Genomic DNA, 17,460 nt, shown 5'->3' with positions numbered 1-17,460 from the left:
CTTACAGATTCTCCATAGGCGTTTAGAGCATCCGGCGCACCGACGGCTGCTGTTAAAAGTTTTAATCCCTCACCCAATATGTTCAAAGCCGCATTATTGTCTCTCAAATTGTAATTACTGCAAGTAGGACAAGTCCATTCACGCAGTTTTAAATCTTTGATTAACGGGTTAATGAAACCACAATGATTACAAGTTTGAGATGAGGGGTAAAATGTACCAACTTTCTGCACAATTCTGTCATGCCACAAAGCTTTATATTCCAGCATGGCAATGAACTTAGACCAGCTAGCATCAGAAATACTCATTGCCAACTTGTGATTTTTAACCATATTGGCAACTCGCAAATCTTGTCTACGACACGCTCCGCGAACGATACAGATAATACTGTTTTCTTTGATTAAGCGAGTTGATAGCTTGTGCAGAAAATCGTCTCTAAGATTAGTAATTATTTCGTAAGTACGAGCCAGCTTGATTTTCGCTTTGACTCGATTACTACTACCCTTGACACTACGACATAGCTTTTTATGTGCTTTACGTAACTTACGACTTTGAGTTTTGTAATATTTCGGATTATCTACAACTTCTCCATTGCTGGTAACAAGATAGGACTTAATTCCCAAATCTAAGCCAACATTTTGTGTGACTTGAGAGTATTTTTCTATCTCTGTTTCACATAAAATACTAGCAATATATTTACCTGATGAAGTGCGAGTTACCGTAACATTTACAAGCTTTCCGGTAATGTCTTGAGACTTGTGAAACTTTACCCAACCTAGTTTCGGAAGCTTACACTTATTCTCTATTACCTGAATGTTGCCGTTGGTCAGGTTAGTTTTGTAAGACTGCTTGGAGACATGTTTGGTTTTGAATTTAGGAAAGCCTACGCCCTTCTTACCTTGAGCTTTTTGGCAATCATGAAAGAAGTTTTTATACGCTGTTTCTAGATTCTTGAGCGAGTTTTGTAGAGCAAATTTATCTACCTCTTTGAGCCATGCAATCTCTTTTTTAAGTAAAGTTAACTGCTGACTACAAGCATTATAGTTTAACGTTTTTTCGAGCGTGTTATATAACTCTTTTCTCAGTGCTAAAAAGTGGTTGTACACAAACCTTGCACAGCCAATAGTCTTGTTAATTAAGACTTGTTGGTTGTGTGTGGGAGTTAGTGTAATCTTGAATGCTTTCTGCACGTAGGAAAACTTCTTAAACGTGTTAAATACACTGGTATTGTAACACAAAGTCATGCTCAATATGGAGCGCCTAACTCATGACTATAAGTCACGAGTGTGCGGCTTGTAGAAATCAAACCTAGTCGGACACCAACAGTTACAGCTTCGTCGTCGGTGCGAGACGAAACCCCGGTTCTTGCCAAATATGGATGAGACGTGAAACTTGACGGTGTGCTCGCAGATATGCAAACGCGGGAGCGATCGCACCGTCAAGGGTTTTAACCCTTGATTTTGTATTAGTCCACCTCCGTGGACTACGCTTGTGTAGTAGCGAATTCTATTCGCTTACGCAACTGTGACAAGCGATCGTTTGTCACATTTGACAACACCCAGAATCAGAGAAAGCGATCGCTAAAGTCGCACAAGCTTAGTAACTAAATATGGTTGCAAGTAGTGTATTGAATCCAAAAATGCAAATAATCCCCATGTTGGCAAAAATATAATTTAGGTAGTATAAGTTCGTATTTCAAACAAAATTATGCAATTATTAACAGGTAAAAATGAATGCAGATGAATTGAAGCAGCGTTATGTCGCAGGGGAAAGAGACTTTTCGATAGCAGATTTAAGTGGAGTTAAGCTAATTAAAGCTTATTTACCCGGAATCAATTTATGGGCTGCAAACTTAAGTGGAGCTAACTTAGCCAAAGCAAAATTATGGGGAGCTAACTTTGAGGGAGCTAACTTATCCAGAGCTAACTTGACTGGAGCGAACCTCAGCGGAGCGAATTTAAGTCAAGCTAATCTGCGGGGAGCCAAACTAAATAATGTTAAGCTGTATGGAGCTAATTTCAGTGGTGCTTTTTACGATGAGAGTACCCTATTTGCTAGAGGTTTTGACCCCAGAAGTCAAAATATGCGCTTAATTTGATTTTGTGGAAATCAGTACGGCTTTCCATGAGTTCGGAGCATTTTGATACGCACTCCTAGCGCACCAGGTAAGGGCAGCGAAAAGTTGCGAAGCTCGTCGGACGAATCCTTCGTCCCGGCAGACTTCGCTTCATGAGGTTTTTCCTCCGTAACAAACTTTTCAAGACAGAGTAACGCAGAGTTTTTGTGATAAATTTTCGTCATGAATTTATGCAATATAGGACTTACGCAAATCTCGATTTTGGAGTTTTTAGCCAGATAAATCTCGGAACCATAGCGATCGCTTTTCCCGTCTACGTATAAACTATCTCAAACCTCGCGGCATTATTATACTAGTTGCGTGGGTAATATTTGCGACTAAAATCGGCAAATAATTATGGTTTTAATCAAATTACTGCGTAAACTTGTAGTGTTTTACATAGGAATCAATCAAGATGCAACGGACTTTGAAAACCCTTTTACTTCTAACCGCTGTGATCAACTTGACAGCTTTACAAGAAGCAAAAGCAGTGTCAAATGGTAGCCTGACTGTGACGATTAACGGGTTTAAAAGCCAGCGGGGGCAAGTTTGCTTGAGTTTGTTTTCGGGTGGACGAGGATTTCCAAGCAGCAGCGATCGCGCAGTGGCTGCCCGTTGTGTCAAACTAGAAAACGCTCCGCTGACAGTTAAATTTGACAATTTGAAAGCCGGAAATTATGCGATCGCTGCTTTTCATGATGCCAACGGGGACGGTATTCTCAATCGAAATCCCCTAGGTATTCCCACTGAAGAGTTTGGCTTTTCTCAAAACCCGAAAATTCTCACGGGTGCACCAAAGTTTGCCGATTCTGCGTTTTTAGTGGCAGGTCCACAGACTAACATTCAAATTCAGTTGCTGAACTTTTTCGGCTAAAGTAAACCCCGTAGCATTACTTTGACGGGAAAAGCGATTCCTACATTCATGAGGTACAGAATATTGAATTAACCGCTTCGGAAGACAGATAAAGGCTGATGGACGCAGATAAATTTGTACCTCAGCAGACTAGGAAACGCTATATTTTACAGTGAATGATTGCAATTTTTGAGAGCGCGATTTAAATCGAGTCGCGATCTCTTGTAATGGGACAGTTTAACTGTTATCAAGATGTGGGGAACGATCGAGTTTTAGATATGCGTATTCAAATTGTAATTTTGATTGTCGGCATGTTGGTCAGTTGGAGTTACGAGGTGCGTGCTGAAGGAGAACCAGAAGATGATACCAACTTGCCGTCAATTGTAGAAACTCACACTGAGAATATTTCCCAACCACTCCCGACATCTTTACCAAGTGTTGAGAGGGCTGAGGTTAGCGATAAAATAGTTAAAGATATCCAAATCCGTTTTCTCAATAATAAAGATAAGTGGGTAGATGAAAAAGGTCGGCTTATAGAAGGACGGACTCCGAAAAATTTTATCATTGACAATCTGAGATTAAAGCCAGGTCAAATATTTCGTAACGATTTATTTCAAAAAGACCTAGAAAGATTAAGGAGATTAAATTCATTTGCTAAAGTCAACTTTGTTTTAGAAGATTCGGACACAGGTGTTAATATCGTCTATTACATTAGAGAAAATAAATTTCCTTCTTGGAGCTTTGGCGGTGGTGATAACGGTGATGTTGGGCTTTATGGTAAGCTAGGTTATACAGATGCAAATATCAACGGACTTAATGAACAATTAGATACTAGCATTCAAGTCAGCGGTAAAGATGTTCAATTTGACACTTCCTTTATCAGCCCTTATCGTCGAGGTGAACCAAGTCGTTTAGGCTACAGCTTTCGAGCTTTTCGTGAACGAGATTTATCTCGAACCTTCAACGATGATATCAAGTTGGCAAACGGTAGCACCGCACGAGAAGGAAGATTTGGGGGTTCTTTAGCTGTTTTAAAATCTTTTGATGATTGGGATGCAGCTTTAGGTTTGAACTACACCAGAATTAGCCTGCGCGATCGCGATTATAATGTGGCACAAGTGGATAGACTGGGAACCCCACTTTCGGTAAGCGGTACTGGTATTGATGATTTAGTTACGGTGTCCTTTGCGATTAGCAATGATCAACGCGATCGTCGTCGCAATCCAACTAAAGGATCGCTTCTCACTCTTAGCACCGAACAAGCTATTCCCATCGGACTCGGTAAAATTGCCAGCAATCGATTGCAAGCTAACTATATTTTATATGTACCAGTTACTTGGATAGGTAGTAATGGGTCAACAGAAAATACCGAAATGATCGCTTTGAATTTGCAAGCAGGGACAAATATCGGCGAATTTCCACCCGCAAACGCATTTGAATTGGGTGGACAGAATTCTGTTAGAGGTTATGGAGGTGGTAGAGTCGCAAGCGCACGTAGTTATGGATTAGCTTCTTTTGAATATCGCTTCCCGATTTTGCACAGAGTGGGAGGAGTTTTATTTGCAGACTTCGCTTCGGATTTTGGCTCTAGCAAAACGGTATTAGGGGAACCGGGTATAGTGCGAGGTAAACCAGGAAGTGGCTTTGGTTACGGGTTAGGATTGCGAGTCAAGTCACCGTTTGGCTTGATTCGTGGTGACTTGGGAGTTAGCGACCAGGGAGAGGTCAAATTTGAAGTTACCACCGATCAGCGGTTTTGATGTTAATCAAAAGCAGCAGAGATTAATAAAAGATTAAACGTAGCATAAAAGACAAATATCACTAAGCAAAAGTTATGTGAAAGTTTTTGGAATTGCAGAAGCACTGGTGATTTTCCGTCGTCCAGTGCGTTGCCCGAAACCCTTGTAAAGACGTTCCAGTGGAACGTCTCTACGTATGACTCTGGATATGCCCAATGCCCCATTACCAATTATTCTTGACTTTCCTGGAAAAACTTCTTGTGAATGATTATAGTCTCTTGCTCATCAGAAGTTACTGCGGTCATGAGATAATCAATTAAGGTGGCTGTAAAGGGGACACGCAAGTGGAAAGTTCCATCGGGTTTGAGTTTAATGGAATGACCACCGATTGTCACAGTTGCATCTGGTTTTGTTGCTCCGTGGATGATTAACTCAGCATCCGCTTGGAACCAAAAATCTTCCTGGGGACGGGTAGAGATGCGAACCGTGGCTGAACGAGCTAGTAAAAACCAGCGATCGCCATTAATTAGATAGCCAATTTCTGCGATATAATCGCGATCGCTCACCGGAATCGCTACATAGCGATCGTGTGTGATCTCCTCACATTCATACTGCTGCACCAGCGTGGGAGTCTGATAATTTAAGTCAATCTCAGTGGCATCATACAACCGTAGCGCCAATTGACAACAGAACTCTTGCTGCACTGCTTTTTTCTGGTTGTCGGAAACGTTCCAAGATACATAAGCCCATTTCGCTGTCCGGGGTGCGATCGCAATGCTGCTTTCTACATTCTTTTCTGGACTAACTGTATCTTCTTTAACAAAATTTTCAGTATTTTCTCTAATGCCATAAATCCGTTCCCAAGCTCCAGCACCCGCACCTGCAACCACAAAAGCCACACCACTCCCTAAGTCTAATCTGCGGTCTTCAGTAACATTTTGTGCTGGTTCCGACACGTTAGATACAGTTTCGTTTATGTCTTGATCGATGGATACGTTGGCTGTTAGTTCTAAGCTTGCATCTGTAACTTCTGCGGATGTTTCCCTTGGTTCTGCTGAGTTTAAAGAAGTTCTCTGTCCTAGATCAAACAAATCTGATGATATATCATCTTCTAAAGTTGCATCATCCCCAGAGGTAATATTTTCTAGCCAGTTTGATTCAGCAGATAAATCTTCTTCAGCTGCATCTGCAACCACATCCAAAGCAGATAAAGGAACATCTGGTAATTCCAGCATTGCAGGTGTAATTTCCACTGTTGGCAATTGTGCATTCAAAACAGATTCGTGAACATCTAGTTGTTGAGTTGCAGGTGTAATTTCCACTGTTGGCAATTGTGCATTCAAAACAGATTCGTGAACATCTAGTTGTTGAGTTGCAGGTGTAATTTCCACTGTTGGCAATTGTGCATTCAAAACAGATTCGTGAACATCTAGTTGTTGAGTTGCAGGTGTAATTTCCACTGTTGGCAATTGTGCATTCAAAACAGATTCGGGAACATCTAGCTGTTGAGTTGCAGGTGTTTCGATATCCCACAAATCTTCGTCACTATTACTGGCTTTTATGGTATAATCATCTGCTTCTGGTTGCGAGCCTTTACCAGATAGTCGCGACCAAAGTACTGCCCCACCTCCTACTACTGCACTACCCGCAGAGGTAATATTCTCTAGCCAGTTAGATTGTGCTGGTTGTTCCTCTGTCTCGTCTGCGGAGAATTCCATGTCCCAATCGTCTTCGAGTAATGCAACTTCCGGGACATCTGGCGATTCGGGTAGAGAATCGGTAATTTGCGTTATCGGTGTTTCTACTTGATTAGATGCAACTTCCAGAACATCTGGCGATTCAATTGCGGGTGTTTCGATATCCCAAAAATCTTCATCACCATCGTTGGTTTGTGTGGTTTGGTTAGTAGCTTCTGTTTGTGAACCTCTATTTTGCGATCGCGACCAAAGTACTGCCCCACTTCCTGCTGCTACGGCACCACCGGCAGAGGTAATATTCTGTAACCAGTTGAATTGTTGTGCTGGTGGTTGTACTTCTTTTTCGTCTTGTGCAAATTCCATGTCCCAGTCATCTTCGAGTAATGCAGGTTCGGGGAATGAAGCTGTAATTTCTCTTGTGGATGTTTCTGCATCTTCATCGGATACAAATTCAGAGACATCTGGCTGTTGGGGGAATGAAGCTGTAATTTCCCTTGTGGGTGTTTCTACATCTTCATCAGATGCAACTGGATGAATTTGCGCTCCTGCGGGTGTAATTTCAATTATCGATGCTTCTGGATTCGATGCAACGAAGAGAGAATTTGTCACTTCATTTACATCAGATGCAGGTGTAGGAATTTGCGCTGCTTCTACATTCGATGCAAGGGGGAGGGAATTTGTCACTTCAGTTTTAGATGTTTCTATAGTAGAAACATCTGGCTGTTGGGGGACTGAAGCTGTAATTTCCGTTGTTGGTGCTTTAATATTTACGTCAAATGCAAGGGGGAGAGAATCTCTAACTTCAGTTGCCGATGCATCTAGTGTCGTGGAATATTGCAGTTTGGGGGTTGTGACTTCGGCTGGTGGAGTTTCAATATCCCAGACATCTTCTTCCAGATTGTTGCTTTGTGTAGTTTCCGCGATCGCTTCTCTTTGTGAACTACCAGTTAATTGCGACCAAAGTATTGACCCGCCTGCTGCTACTATACCACCCGTAGAGGTGTTTGATTGTGCTGGTGGTTGTGCTTCAGCCGTGGGTATTGGTGCATCTGGTGGTTGGGCGGTTGTAACTTCGGTTATAGGTGCTTCGGCATCATATCCGATTTTGGTAACATCAGGCGATACTATTTCAGTATTATTTCTGATTGCTGTAGTTTCATCTACTGCTTCTTTGTCAGAGGGTGGCGACCAAATGCTTGTCCCTACCCCTATTGCGACAATGCCTCCTAATCCGCTACCACCAGAGGTAATGTTGGATACTGGAGATGTTGTATCCTCAGCTAGGTTATCTGCGGTGTTAGTTACCCCTTGTGGCAAATTCTCTGACATGTGGGTAGTATTTTCTACTGCGCCAGATTGTGTTTGCGCGTAAGCGCGAAGCAACTGGTTATCAGACAAATCCTCGCTAACTGGAGGGGCAACACTTGCGCCTAGGGCTGCTGTTGGTATAGCCTCTTCTAAGGGCTGATTGGATGATTCTATGATGTTGTCTGTTGGTTGAGATTTTGATCCTCTTTTTCCTAGCAACCAGAATAAACCGCCAACTACAGGCAAAGCTAACAGCCACCACCAAGGCGATATTCTATCATTGGTAACGTTTTGAATCTTATCAGTAGTTGGTACTACAGGTACTGGGGAATTATTTTGATTAGCCGTTGTGGGGTTGGTACCTTCCCCAAGCGGTGAAGTTGCACCTTCTGTCGGCACAATAGTTGGTGAGGCAGTTGGATTTGGGGGGATTGTTTGTAGTAGACTGGCAGCGATCGCATTAGCTTCGGCAGTTCTGGCTTTTTCTATCGCTTGAATACCTGGTTTTGCGGTTGTAAAACCAAGAAAACCTGCAATACCTAAACTAGGATTTTTCTTGTAAACGTATACCAAAGGCTGGGAGAAAGGATATCTCGGATCGTCTGGAGAGGTATTATGCAATTTGAGCGATCGCACATCTTGCAGCTTTGATATTTGATTGACCATGACATAACTGATGCCATCTTTGCCCAGTTCCTTGATCATTTCTGCCGTATTATCATCAGCTAATTGGGTAGCTGTAGAGCCTGTGGCAAATTTATCAGTTTTGAAGACTGGATAGCCGCGTAAAGACTCGCGAGTGTCGCTTGTTGTCGGACGGTCAATAAAGCGAATTTTCGCATCAGATCTTCCTAACTCAGACCAATTGGCAATTTCCCCTCTAAAAATTTTCGCAAATTGCTTACTTGTCAAGCTGCCTTTAAAAGGATTAGAAGCACCAACTACGATCGCTATTTTTTCGCGCCGCACCCGCAATTGTTCTAAACCTTGTGCTTTTTCTTCTGGTGTCAAGTCGCGACCAATTGTGGCTATATCGATTTTACCATCTTGCAAAGCTTTCAAAGCAGAATTTGTCCCGTTGGCAGCTAATTCAACTGAAGTGCCCGAAAACTGTTTTTCAAAACTTTCTTTCAGGCTTTGATTGATTGGTGTCATGCTACTTGAACCATCGATCCTTACTTTCGTCCCGTTTTCAAGTGTTTGCGGTAGAGGAAATGAAGGATCTTCAGTTGCAGATTGTGCTGCTTGTACACAGTTTGGTGCGAAGAGAGTTACTGCTGGGGAAGTTAATGCCAGCAATAATGCCAAACTGACTATCGAACTATCTTTTTTCTCTTTTTGCCACATATGCCCCTTATCAAGGTAAAGGAATATTATTACCGACTAGTCTTAATCGTTATCTTTTTATTCTTAGGAGACGCCCTAATTATACATTTATGTCATCTATCTCCGAATTGTTGACAGTGCTAGTATTCTCCTATACTTCGCTTTTCTTTGATCTTGCCTGAAAGCCATGTTGATTGTGTGTTTCTTTTTTTTTAAGGTCTTTCACATCACTTTTGATCGCAAAGCTTCAAGCTAATTACGCCGAACTTGACTCATCTTGATCGTAAGTTTTTCGTTTTTATTTGAGAAATATCTTGAGATTTGCTGATAAATATTTAAATTTTTCTCAATTAGTTTATCTCATCATACTTTATAGGCAAATTAATATAGTTTATTTACTTAAAATGAGGAGCATATTATGATGCAAACTATACTATGTTGTGAAATCATGATAATTTATTCCGGAAAATATGCAAAAAGTCAAAAATTAAATAATTTCTTAACAAGAATCCCCTTTAACACCAGAGGGAAGCATTTGACCCAAATACCGACCCCCGCAGACTTTAGCCAAGTCGCCAAAAATGTCACATAAATTATCGTCTGCGATCGCAAACACGAAAAAAAGGAAGTAAGGAGTGTCACATTTAGCGCCAAAATCCATATTCTTAAGTGAGTGCGATGTTTATTCCTACGCAAAACGCCGAAACTTCTAGTCGTCCAAGCAAAATATCAACCCAAACTTTCTGGATCGACACCTAAGGCTTTCAATTTTTCTACCAGCATTCGTGCTTTTTGTTCTGCTTCCACACGTCGCTGTTCCTCATAACTTGCGCGTTCTTCCGCTTCTATAATGCGTTCTTCTGGTGTCAGCAATCTCTGCCCTCCTTCGTCATACCAGTACAACCACTCCCGTGCTATACCTTGATAAATTCCGCGTTCTCGTCCAATTCCTAAATTAATCTCCGGTAGCCAAACCGGATTTCCTGGCTGTAACTCATATTCCCCATTCACTAAACGATAGACTTCCAAAGGTGGGTTTTTGCGACGACGGGGATTATATACAACGTAATACAAAATCCCTAATTCTTTGGCATAGAATTCTTTCTTAGTGCTGTATTCTCCCCGATGGATTTGAGAAACAACCTCTAGTATCAAAATTGGCAGCTTATTTTCTGACCAAAGCACATAACTTAGGCGTAAATCCTCATCAATAAAGCGTTTAACTCCTAAGCTGAGAAATCCATCGGGGATAATCGCTGGTTTATCTGGGTCGTAATAAACACCCATATCAACACCAAAGAACCAATCCCAACGCTCTGACCATAGCAAAGCCAGCATCGCTTTTAGCAAGCCGGGAATCAAATCTTGTAGTTCATTATCCACAGGTGTATCGTCTGAGTCGGGTAATTCTTCGGAAGATGGCAAACAGTGCAATGGGTTGTAGTCTAACATGAGCGGTTGTGCCAAAGCTGATTCTAAATAGATTGTAGAAAATTGATTCACCGAGTAGAAGCTTTGTATTTTGCCATACTTGCCAAAGAAATCGTGAGATTTTAGATAAAATCAAGTTTAATAGCAGAAGAATTAAATTTTATCAAAATTTTGTCAAATGTCATACAGTCAATTCAGTATAGACACTGTTGAGACAACCTTGGGAATCACCATTGTGGAAACTGTGGGACTGCGGACACGCACCCAGTAGAATACAGCGATTTTTTGGCACAATCACTCCAAAAATATGTACCATTAGCATTAGCTATTGGTACTGAAAAAGCTCGTTCGGAATTGATTTTGACACCACTTCTTGTAGAACTAAAAGAGCTATTACAAAATAAAATTAGTTTGTTTTCTGGTCGAGAGTTTAACGTTAGTCCCGAAAAAGGGTTAACTGGTTTTTGTGATTTTCTTATTAGTAAATCTTCCGAGCAAATAATTATTAAAGCACCAGTCATTGCTTTAGTAGAAGCTAAAAATGATAATATTCAATCTGGTTTGGGACAATGCATAGCAGAAATGGTAGCTGCACAATTATTTAACCAGCAAAAAGACAATGAAATTAAAACAATTTACGGTAGTGTCACCACAGGTACTAACTGGAAATTTCTGCGTTTGTCTGGACAAATAATAGAGATTGATTTAAATGAATATTTTATAAATGATGTCAGAAAAATTTTAGGAATTTTAAGAAGTTTTATTGATAATAGTGATAATTAATATGGTAATTTTATCTGAATGCTTTATCCAGAACCCCCTAGAGACGTAGCACTGCTACGTCTCTACATTCTTGACAAAAAAGGGCAGGTAAACAACCCACCCTCAAAGCAATATTAATTGGAAATTAACTTTCTAATTACCAATTGCCGGCGCATTTAAAGACACCGTTGGTACTTCTTTTTGCTGCACCAAAGTCGGCACTGAATCGCGTAACCTTGCGGTTAACTGCACAGTTGTCGCATCATACATCTGAGTCAGTAACTTAGGATAGAAACCAATTCCAATAATTGGTATTAACAAACAAGCAATGATAAACACTTCCCGAGGTTCAGCATCTATCAAAGCTTGGTGAGAAACTAATTCTTCGTTTTCTTCCCCATAGAAAATTTCTCGTAGCATCGATAGCAGATAAATCGGAGTTAAAATTACCCCAACTGCCATTAAAAACACAACGATAACTTTAAAGGTAGAACTATAAGCATCGCTGGTGGCAAAGCCGACAAATACCATTAATTCTGCCACAAAACCGCTCATCCCTGGTAATGCCAAAGATGCCATCGAACAAGTAGTAAACATGGCGAAAATCTTCGGCATTCTCTTACCCACACCACCCATTTCATCCAACATCAGGGTGTGGGTGCGGTCATAAGTTGCCCCTACCAAAAAGAACAAACTTGCCCCAATTAAGCCGTGGGAAACCATTTGTAAAACTGCCCCACTTAATCCCAAATCGGTGAAGGAGGCAAAACCAATGAGCACAAAGCCCATGTGAGAAATTGAAGAGTAGGCAATTTTCCGCTTCAGGTTGCGCTGGGCAAAGGATGTTAAGGCAGCGTAGATGATGTTAACTACCCCCAAAACCACTAACGCAGGTGCAAAATAAGCGTGAGCATCGGGTAGCATTTGGGCATTCATGCGAATTAAGGCGTAACCGCCCATTTTCAGCAAAATACCCGCTAGCAACATGTGTACGGGGGCTGTGGCTTCACCGTGGGCATCTGGTAGCCAGGTGTGCAAGGGAATGATTGGCAATTTGACAGCGTAGGCAATCAAAAAGCCAGCGTACATTAAAAGCTGGAAATTTAGGGCGTAATCTTTTAGGGCAAGCGATCGCATATCAAACGTCACCGTATTGCCGTAAAATCCCATTGTCAAGGTAGCCAGCAAAATAAACAGCGACCCACCAGCAGTGTATAAAATAAACTTGGTTGCTGCGTATTGCCGCTTTTTACCTCCCCAAATCGACAGCAAAAAGTAAATCGGTACTAGTTCCAGTTCCCACACCAGGAAAAATAGCAACATATCCTGAACGGCAAACACGGCAATTTGACCACCATACATCGCCAAAATCAGAAAGTAGAATAGCCTGGGCTTGAGCGTCACAGGCCAAGCTGCTAAAATCGCCAGGGTGGTAATGAATCCAGTCAAAATAATTAGGGGCATTGCCAAACCATCTGCCCCTACTGACCAATTCAAATCGAGTTGCGGTACCCACGGGTAACTCTCCACCAATTGCAAATCCGGATTGGCGAAGTCGTACTGGGTATAAAAAGCGTAAACAATCAGCGCAAAATCAATCAATCCGACAATCAGGGCATACCAGCGCACTGTTTTGCCGTCTTTATCCGGGATTAAGGGTATCAGTAGTGACGCCGCTATCGGAAACAAAATAATCGTCGTCAACCACGGAAAATTAGCTGTATTCATCACAAGTTGTCGGGAATGAAAATTATGTTTGGCAAAAAGTCACTAGTTATTAACTAACAGCTTTTTCGGGATTTAGTCTTCCTCGTTAGGTTGATTTAATTAAATTGGCAATCCGTCATTTTGTCTCTTGGCAGTCTCCTTTGACTTGAGGGGGTGCCGAATGTGGGTTGTGATACTCCCCAGTCAAGTCAAAAATTTACCCGAAAAAAGCCGCTAAAATTATAGTCTAGGGGTGCGATCGCGTAACCCAACCCATCGCTAAAAATACATGATGCTGTTTGGTGGTTGTTGAAAAAAGCGATTTGGTACAAAAAAGCATCACAGGAGAACTAACCCTATGATAATCGCACAAATTGAAAATCAGATTCGTTATGTCACCAACGTCAATGGAGAAACAACAGATGTACTCGTCCCTATAGAACTTTGGCAACAGCTTATGAGTTCCATAAATTCTGATAACGTCAGTGGTTTAGCTTGGATTGATGAACAAGAGCCGAAAGCACAAATATTAGCCGAACTGCAAGAGTCCGTGCGACAAGCAGCAGTAGGACAAACTTTCCCAGTTTCAGAGCTTTGGGACTACAGTAGGCGAAGGGAATTGAGTTTTTTTAGTAAAATAAACAGGGAAAGTTGATAAGGGAAATTCGATTATGTCATCGAGAGCGATCGCTACTGTAATTAAGATGATGGAATCTTTATCTGAAGATGTGCAAGAAAGAGTTGCAGAACATCTTGGAGAGTACCTGGAAGATTTGCAAGATGAATTGAAATGGGATAAATCATTTCAGAAAACTCAACAACAACTGATTGCATGTGCCCAATCCGCTAAAAGAGAGATTGCAGAAGGACTTGCAAAACCAATGAACTATGAAAAGTTATGAAGTCTGCTACTCTTGCTTCTTTTTGGGATAAATATCAGTCCCTTGACAAGCAAGTTAGACAGAGTGCGAGAAAAGCTTATCAGTTATGGAGAGAAAACCCTTTTCATCCGTCTTTGCATTTCAAATGTATAAATAACGAGGAGAATATTTGGTCTGTCAGAATAACTCGTAATTATCGAGCAATTGGGGTTTTGGAGGGTGATACAGTTACATGGTTTTGGATAGGTAGTCATGACGATTATGAGAGCTTTTTTTCATAATGCGATCGCTCTTTTATTTACCACTTATAATAAAATTCCATATTTTAAATATTAGTAGTTTTTCTCGATCCTGAAAATCCTTAAATGTCAATTCAATAAATAATGTAATAGAATTGAACGCGACCTTCTCAATCACGAATCGGAAGTCGAAGCCTAGGCTGTTGACTTTGTTGGTTTTAGGGCAAAATTATTTCATACAATAATATTGTAAAGATGCACGAACTCGTTGAAACAATTCTTCAGACGGAATACCAGTAATTTGATTGGTGTTCATATCTTCATCACGCTTTTGGGCTTCTTCAGCCCAACTAGCCGCAATTTCTTGATCTATTCCACTTTCTTGACCCAATCTTTCCACTAATCTTGCTAATAAAATCACTTGAGAATCTTTTGGAAGTGCAAGAACTTCGGCTTCAAGCTGTTCAAGGGTCATAGTGAGTACCTTTTATTCTAAGCATTAGCCTGTTTCATCGTTAAGCATTTTAATAATATGTTTTGCAAGTTGCTCCTTAATTTCCCTATGTCTAGGAACAGCTTGAGATATTTTTGTTATTGGATTCTGATACCAATCATGTTTGCCACCATGACGAACGAAGATACAACCCATTTCTTCAAGTTTACTGATTAAGTCTCTTCGTTTCATGAAACTTCAAGTTCTGCAACTCTACGAATATTTTGGATAGTTCCACTTGTTAATTCATTGTAAATATCGAGTAGATTTTCTCTTAGCTCCTCTTCAGTTTCACCTTGAGTCCAATAGTCAGGATATTCTTCGAGATAACCTAACCACATATCATCATCTTGCCAGTAAATGTATTTTTTCTTTATCATTCGCCTATTCGCTACTTTTAAAAAATTTAGGGGCGGACATTTGCCCACCCCTATAAAAATTAGGTGACACCAAAGACAATCACTAAGCCCAAAACTGCGCCAAATATAATCAAGGCATAGAATTGAGCGCGACCGTTTTCTAGGTATTTCAAACCTTCACCACTAACTAGGGTGAAAAAGCCTGTCAGGTTAACAGCACCATCGACTACGCGGAAGTCAACTTCCATCACTTGTCTGGCTACGCGACGCAAGCCGAGGACAAAGACGCGATGGTAAATGTCATCAAAGTACCACTTGTTGAGGGATAGTTCGTAAAGCGGTTTGATTTTTTGTGCGATCGCACTAGGATCAATTTTCCGCCACAAATACATCAGCGAAGCCAATGTAATCCCAATCAAAGCGATTCCCACTGAATTTCCCGCCATAATGTAAAATTCCGTCGGGTTGAACTCGGCGGATTTTTCCATCACTTCTGCGAGGGTTTCGCTGGGAGGAAAGATAAATTGCTCAAAGTAGTTAGCGTAAGGTGTTCCCACCAAACCAATCAACATCGAAGGAATCGCCAACACCACCAAAGGCAAGGTCATTGTCCACGGCGATTCATGGGGAGAATCGCTATGATGCCCGTGGGAGTCATGTGCTTGTAATTCGCCATGTTTCATCGCCCCAGGACCATAAACAGGGGTTGCTGCTGCTTCTGTCTCTAATTCCAGAACGATTGTGGCTGCTTTTTTGAGTTTCTGTTTGATTTTCTGGTCATTGCCTCTAAAGCTGCCTTCAAATGTCGAGAAATACATTCTAAACATGTAAAAAGCAGTAATGCCGGCAGTTAACCAGCCAACAAACCAAAGAAGTGGACTAGCTTGAAAAGCTTCTCCCAAAATTTCATCTTTTGACCAGAAACCTGCAAAAGGTGGGATACCGGAAATTGCCAAGCAACCGATAAAGAAGGTAATTGCGGTAAATGGCATGTATTTCCGCAGTCCCCCCATCAAGCGCATATCCTGCGCCAAAACGGGGTCATGACCTACGACTCCTTCCATCCCATGAATCACTGAACCAGAACCTAAGAACAGCATCGCCTTAAAGTAGGCGTGAGTCATCAGGTGGAAAAGTCCGGCAGAGTAAGCACCCACTCCCATCGCCATCACCATGTAACCGAGTTGGGAGATGGTGGAGTAAGCTAAACCCTTTTTGATGTCGTTTTGGGTTATGGCAATTGTTGCCCCCAAAAAGGCGGTGAATGCCCCAGTGTAGGCAATTACGTTCATTGCCGCTGGGACGTGTTCAAATACGGGGTACATCCTGGCAATGAGGAAAACACCCGCTGCCACCATCGTTGCTGCGTGGATTAAGGCAGAAATGGGGGTGGGACCTTCCATCGCATCGGGTAGCCACACATGCAGGGGGAATTGGGCTGATTTGGCTACCGGACCCAAGAAGACTAAAATCGCAAACAGGATGGCGAGAGCATTGCTAATGGAACCTGATTCGACAAGTTGTGCGAGGCGATCGCCCATCACCTGAAAATCAAAGCTTCCTGTCGCCCAGAATAGCCCTAAAATACCCAACAGCAAACCAAAGTCACCCACGCGGTTGGTGACAAAAGCTTTTTGAGCTGCATCTGCTGCTGACTTGCGATCGTACCAAAACCCGACCAGCAAGTAAGAACACATCCCCACTAGTTCCCAGAATATATAAATCTGGACTAAGTTGGGGCTGACCACCAAACCCAGCATTGAAGAGCCAAACAAGCTGAGATAAGCGTAAAACCTTACATATCCTGGGTCGTGAGCCATGTAGCCATCGGTGTACACCATGACTAAGAAGGCTACTGTTGTCACAATCACCAGCATCAGGGCTGTTAGGTGGTCAATAGTGTAGCCCATGTTCAGGTGAAAATTGCCTGCTGACGCCCATTCTATAGTGCGGATATAAGGCGCATGTCCTTGAATTTGACTCCACAGCAAGGCAAACGACAGCCCCATTGCTACTCCCACCAGGGAGATAATGAACGCCGCGTTTAGCTTTCTGGCTGCGTTTGTCACCTGATTCATCGAGATTAACCCTAGACCGACCAGCATTGCTCCTAAAAGAGGTAATACCGGAATCAGCCAGGCATACTGATAGATAACTTCCATCACTGACGCCTACATTTATAATTCTTCACGTTCGCTTTTGACAGCTTTGCCCAAAGGCATCTGTCCAGGTCGCAACTGTTAATAATTGTGACACACACCTTTTAGCATAAAATACCCCACCCGATGGTTGTTAGGTGAGGTAGTTAAGCATGGTTTTAGATTTGGGGCATTGGGGATGGGGAGAGGGGGGATGGGGGGATGGGGAGACAAGGGAGACAAGGGAGACAAGGGAGACAAGGGAGACAAGGGAGAAAAAAATTTATCTTGTCCTCCTTGTCCTCCTTGTCCTCCTTGTCCTCCTTGTCCTCCTTGTCCTCCTTGTCCTCCTTGTCCTCCTTGTCCTCCTTGTCCTCCTTGTCCTCCTTGTCCTCCTTGTCCTCCTTGTCCTCC

The 17,460-nt window shown here is 42.0% G+C and carries 15 protein-coding genes and 1 pseudogene; 7 read left to right on the top strand and 9 right to left on the bottom strand.

Annotation, left to right across the window (positions count from 1 at the left end; translation table 11 throughout):
• Positions 1–1,187 (bottom strand): IS200/IS605 family element RNA-guided endonuclease TnpB (gene tnpB / locus OGM63_RS04650; protein WP_263744331.1); only part of this gene is annotated, 1,187 nt, incomplete at its 3' end.
• A gap of 539 nt (positions 1,188–1,726) precedes the next feature.
• Here tnpB and OGM63_RS04645 point away from each other — a divergent pair.
• From OGM63_RS04645 to OGM63_RS04635, 3 genes are all read left to right on the top strand, one after another.
• A complete protein-coding gene (locus tag OGM63_RS04645; protein ID WP_263744330.1) occupies positions 1,727–2,095 on the top strand; it encodes a pentapeptide repeat-containing protein in 369 nt (122 codons plus the stop codon).
• Between the two features lie 433 nt (positions 2,096–2,528).
• Positions 2,529–2,987 carry a DUF2141 domain-containing protein gene (locus tag OGM63_RS04640; RefSeq protein ID WP_263744329.1) on the top strand — a complete coding sequence of 153 codons (459 nt, stop codon included), beginning with the start codon at positions 2,529–2,531 and terminating at the stop codon, positions 2,985–2,987.
• Between the two features lie 206 nt (positions 2,988–3,193).
• Positions 3,194–4,726, top strand: a complete 1,533-nt coding sequence (locus OGM63_RS04635) for a BamA/TamA family outer membrane protein (protein ID WP_263744328.1) — start codon at positions 3,194–3,196, stop codon at positions 4,724–4,726.
• 209 nt (positions 4,727–4,935) lie between these two features.
• Here OGM63_RS04635 and OGM63_RS04630 read toward each other — a convergent pair whose 3' ends face one another.
• Together OGM63_RS04630 and OGM63_RS04625 are read right to left on the bottom strand one after the other, a co-directional pair.
• The gene (locus tag OGM63_RS04630) at positions 4,936–9,057 is read right to left on the bottom strand and encodes a substrate-binding domain-containing protein (RefSeq protein ID WP_263744327.1); all 4,122 of its coding nucleotides are present in this window, start codon (positions 9,055–9,057) and stop codon (positions 4,936–4,938) included.
• Between the two features lie 708 nt (positions 9,058–9,765).
• A complete protein-coding gene (locus OGM63_RS04625; RefSeq protein WP_263744332.1) occupies positions 9,766–10,488 on the bottom strand; it encodes a Uma2 family endonuclease in 723 nt (240 codons plus the stop codon).
• 264 nt (positions 10,489–10,752) lie between these two features.
• Between OGM63_RS04625 and OGM63_RS04620 the strand changes: the two genes are divergently transcribed.
• Complete coding sequence (locus OGM63_RS04620) at positions 10,753–11,250, top strand: hypothetical protein (RefSeq protein ID WP_318528401.1); 498 nt, start codon at positions 10,753–10,755, stop codon at positions 11,248–11,250.
• Between the two features lie 132 nt (positions 11,251–11,382).
• Here OGM63_RS04620 and ndhD1 read toward each other — a convergent pair whose 3' ends face one another.
• A complete protein-coding gene (ndhD1, locus tag OGM63_RS04615; protein ID WP_263744326.1) occupies positions 11,383–12,957 on the bottom strand; it encodes a photosynthetic/respiratory NAD(P)H-quinone oxidoreductase subunit D1 in 1,575 nt (524 codons plus the stop codon).
• Between the two features lie 337 nt (positions 12,958–13,294).
• Between ndhD1 and OGM63_RS04610 the strand changes: the two genes are divergently transcribed.
• The 3 genes from OGM63_RS04610 to OGM63_RS30020 are packed head-to-tail and all read left to right on the top strand — an operon-like array spanning position 13,295 to position 14,098.
• The gene (locus OGM63_RS04610) at positions 13,295–13,591 is read left to right on the top strand and encodes a hypothetical protein (RefSeq protein ID WP_263744325.1); all 297 of its coding nucleotides are present in this window, start codon (positions 13,295–13,297) and stop codon (positions 13,589–13,591) included.
• Positions 13,592–13,607: 16 nt separating this feature from the next.
• Complete coding sequence (locus tag OGM63_RS04605; protein ID WP_263744324.1) at positions 13,608–13,838, top strand: hypothetical protein; 231 nt, start codon at positions 13,608–13,610, stop codon at positions 13,836–13,838.
• On the top strand, positions 13,835–14,098 hold the full coding sequence (locus OGM63_RS30020) for a ParE family toxin-like protein (protein ID WP_445974548.1): 264 nt from the start codon (positions 13,835–13,837) through the stop codon (positions 14,096–14,098). Before OGM63_RS04605 ends, OGM63_RS30020 begins: the two co-directional genes overlap by 4 nt.
• 187 nt (positions 14,099–14,285) lie before the next feature.
• Here the strand turns inward: OGM63_RS30020 and OGM63_RS04600 are convergent, their stop codons facing one another.
• The 5 genes and pseudogenes from OGM63_RS04600 to OGM63_RS04580 form a co-directional block, all read right to left on the bottom strand.
• Complete coding sequence (locus OGM63_RS04600) at positions 14,286–14,531, bottom strand: addiction module protein (RefSeq protein WP_263744322.1); 246 nt, start codon at positions 14,529–14,531, stop codon at positions 14,286–14,288.
• A gap of 24 nt (positions 14,532–14,555) precedes the next feature.
• Positions 14,556–14,741 (bottom strand): type II toxin-antitoxin system HicA family toxin, encoded by a 186-nt coding sequence (locus OGM63_RS04595; protein ID WP_263744321.1) that lies wholly within the window; start codon positions 14,739–14,741, stop codon positions 14,556–14,558.
• Positions 14,738–14,929 (bottom strand): type II toxin-antitoxin system HicB family antitoxin, encoded by a 192-nt coding sequence (locus tag OGM63_RS04590; RefSeq protein WP_094339619.1) that lies wholly within the window; start codon positions 14,927–14,929, stop codon positions 14,738–14,740. The genes OGM63_RS04595 and OGM63_RS04590 overlap by 4 nt, the downstream gene beginning before the upstream one ends.
• Before the next feature lie 59 nt (positions 14,930–14,988).
• Positions 14,989–17,070, bottom strand: a complete 2,082-nt coding sequence (locus OGM63_RS04585) for an NAD(P)H-quinone oxidoreductase subunit 5 (protein WP_263744320.1) — start codon at positions 17,068–17,070, stop codon at positions 14,989–14,991.
• Between the two features lie 78 nt (positions 17,071–17,148).
• Positions 17,149–17,460, bottom strand: a pseudogene (locus OGM63_RS04580) (hypothetical protein); the annotation flags it as partial.

The sequence above is a fragment of the Plectonema radiosum NIES-515 genome (assembly GCF_025753815.1).
GTDB classification, from domain to species: domain Bacteria; phylum Cyanobacteriota; class Cyanobacteriia; order Cyanobacteriales; family Nostocaceae; genus Hassallia; species Hassallia radiosum_A.
This window is presented reverse-complemented; position numbering and strand designations above follow the sequence as displayed.

Excerpts from the sequence above, each read along its gene's own strand:
- OGM63_RS04600 (WP_263744322.1), bottom strand. The coding sequence starts at position 14,531 with ATGACCCTTGAACAGCTTGAAGCCGAAGTTCTTGCACTTCCAAAAGAT.
- OGM63_RS04585 (WP_263744320.1), bottom strand. The coding sequence starts at position 17,070 with ATGGAAGTTATCTATCAGTATGCCTGGCTGATTCCGGTATTACCTCTT.
- ndhD1 (WP_263744326.1), bottom strand. The coding sequence starts at position 12,957 with ATGAATACAGCTAATTTTCCGTGGTTGACGACGATTATTTTGTTTCCG.
- OGM63_RS04595 (WP_263744321.1), bottom strand. The coding sequence starts at position 14,741 with ATGAAACGAAGAGACTTAATCAGTAAACTTGAAGAAATGGGTTGTATC.
- OGM63_RS04645 (WP_263744330.1), top strand. The coding sequence starts at position 1,727 with ATGAATGCAGATGAATTGAAGCAGCGTTATGTCGCAGGGGAAAGAGAC.
- OGM63_RS30020 (WP_445974548.1), top strand. The coding sequence starts at position 13,835 with ATGAAGTCTGCTACTCTTGCTTCTTTTTGGGATAAATATCAGTCCCTT.
- OGM63_RS04635 (WP_263744328.1), top strand. The coding sequence starts at position 3,194 with ATGGGACAGTTTAACTGTTATCAAGATGTGGGGAACGATCGAGTTTTA.
- OGM63_RS04605 (WP_263744324.1), top strand. The coding sequence starts at position 13,608 with ATGTCATCGAGAGCGATCGCTACTGTAATTAAGATGATGGAATCTTTA.
- OGM63_RS04590 (WP_094339619.1), bottom strand. The coding sequence starts at position 14,929 with ATGATAAAGAAAAAATACATTTACTGGCAAGATGATGATATGTGGTTA.
- OGM63_RS04610 (WP_263744325.1), top strand. The coding sequence starts at position 13,295 with ATGATAATCGCACAAATTGAAAATCAGATTCGTTATGTCACCAACGTC.
- OGM63_RS04630 (WP_263744327.1), bottom strand. The coding sequence starts at position 9,057 with ATGTGGCAAAAAGAGAAAAAAGATAGTTCGATAGTCAGTTTGGCATTA.
- OGM63_RS04640 (WP_263744329.1), top strand. The coding sequence starts at position 2,529 with ATGCAACGGACTTTGAAAACCCTTTTACTTCTAACCGCTGTGATCAAC.
- OGM63_RS04625 (WP_263744332.1), bottom strand. The coding sequence starts at position 10,488 with ATGTTAGACTACAACCCATTGCACTGTTTGCCATCTTCCGAAGAATTA.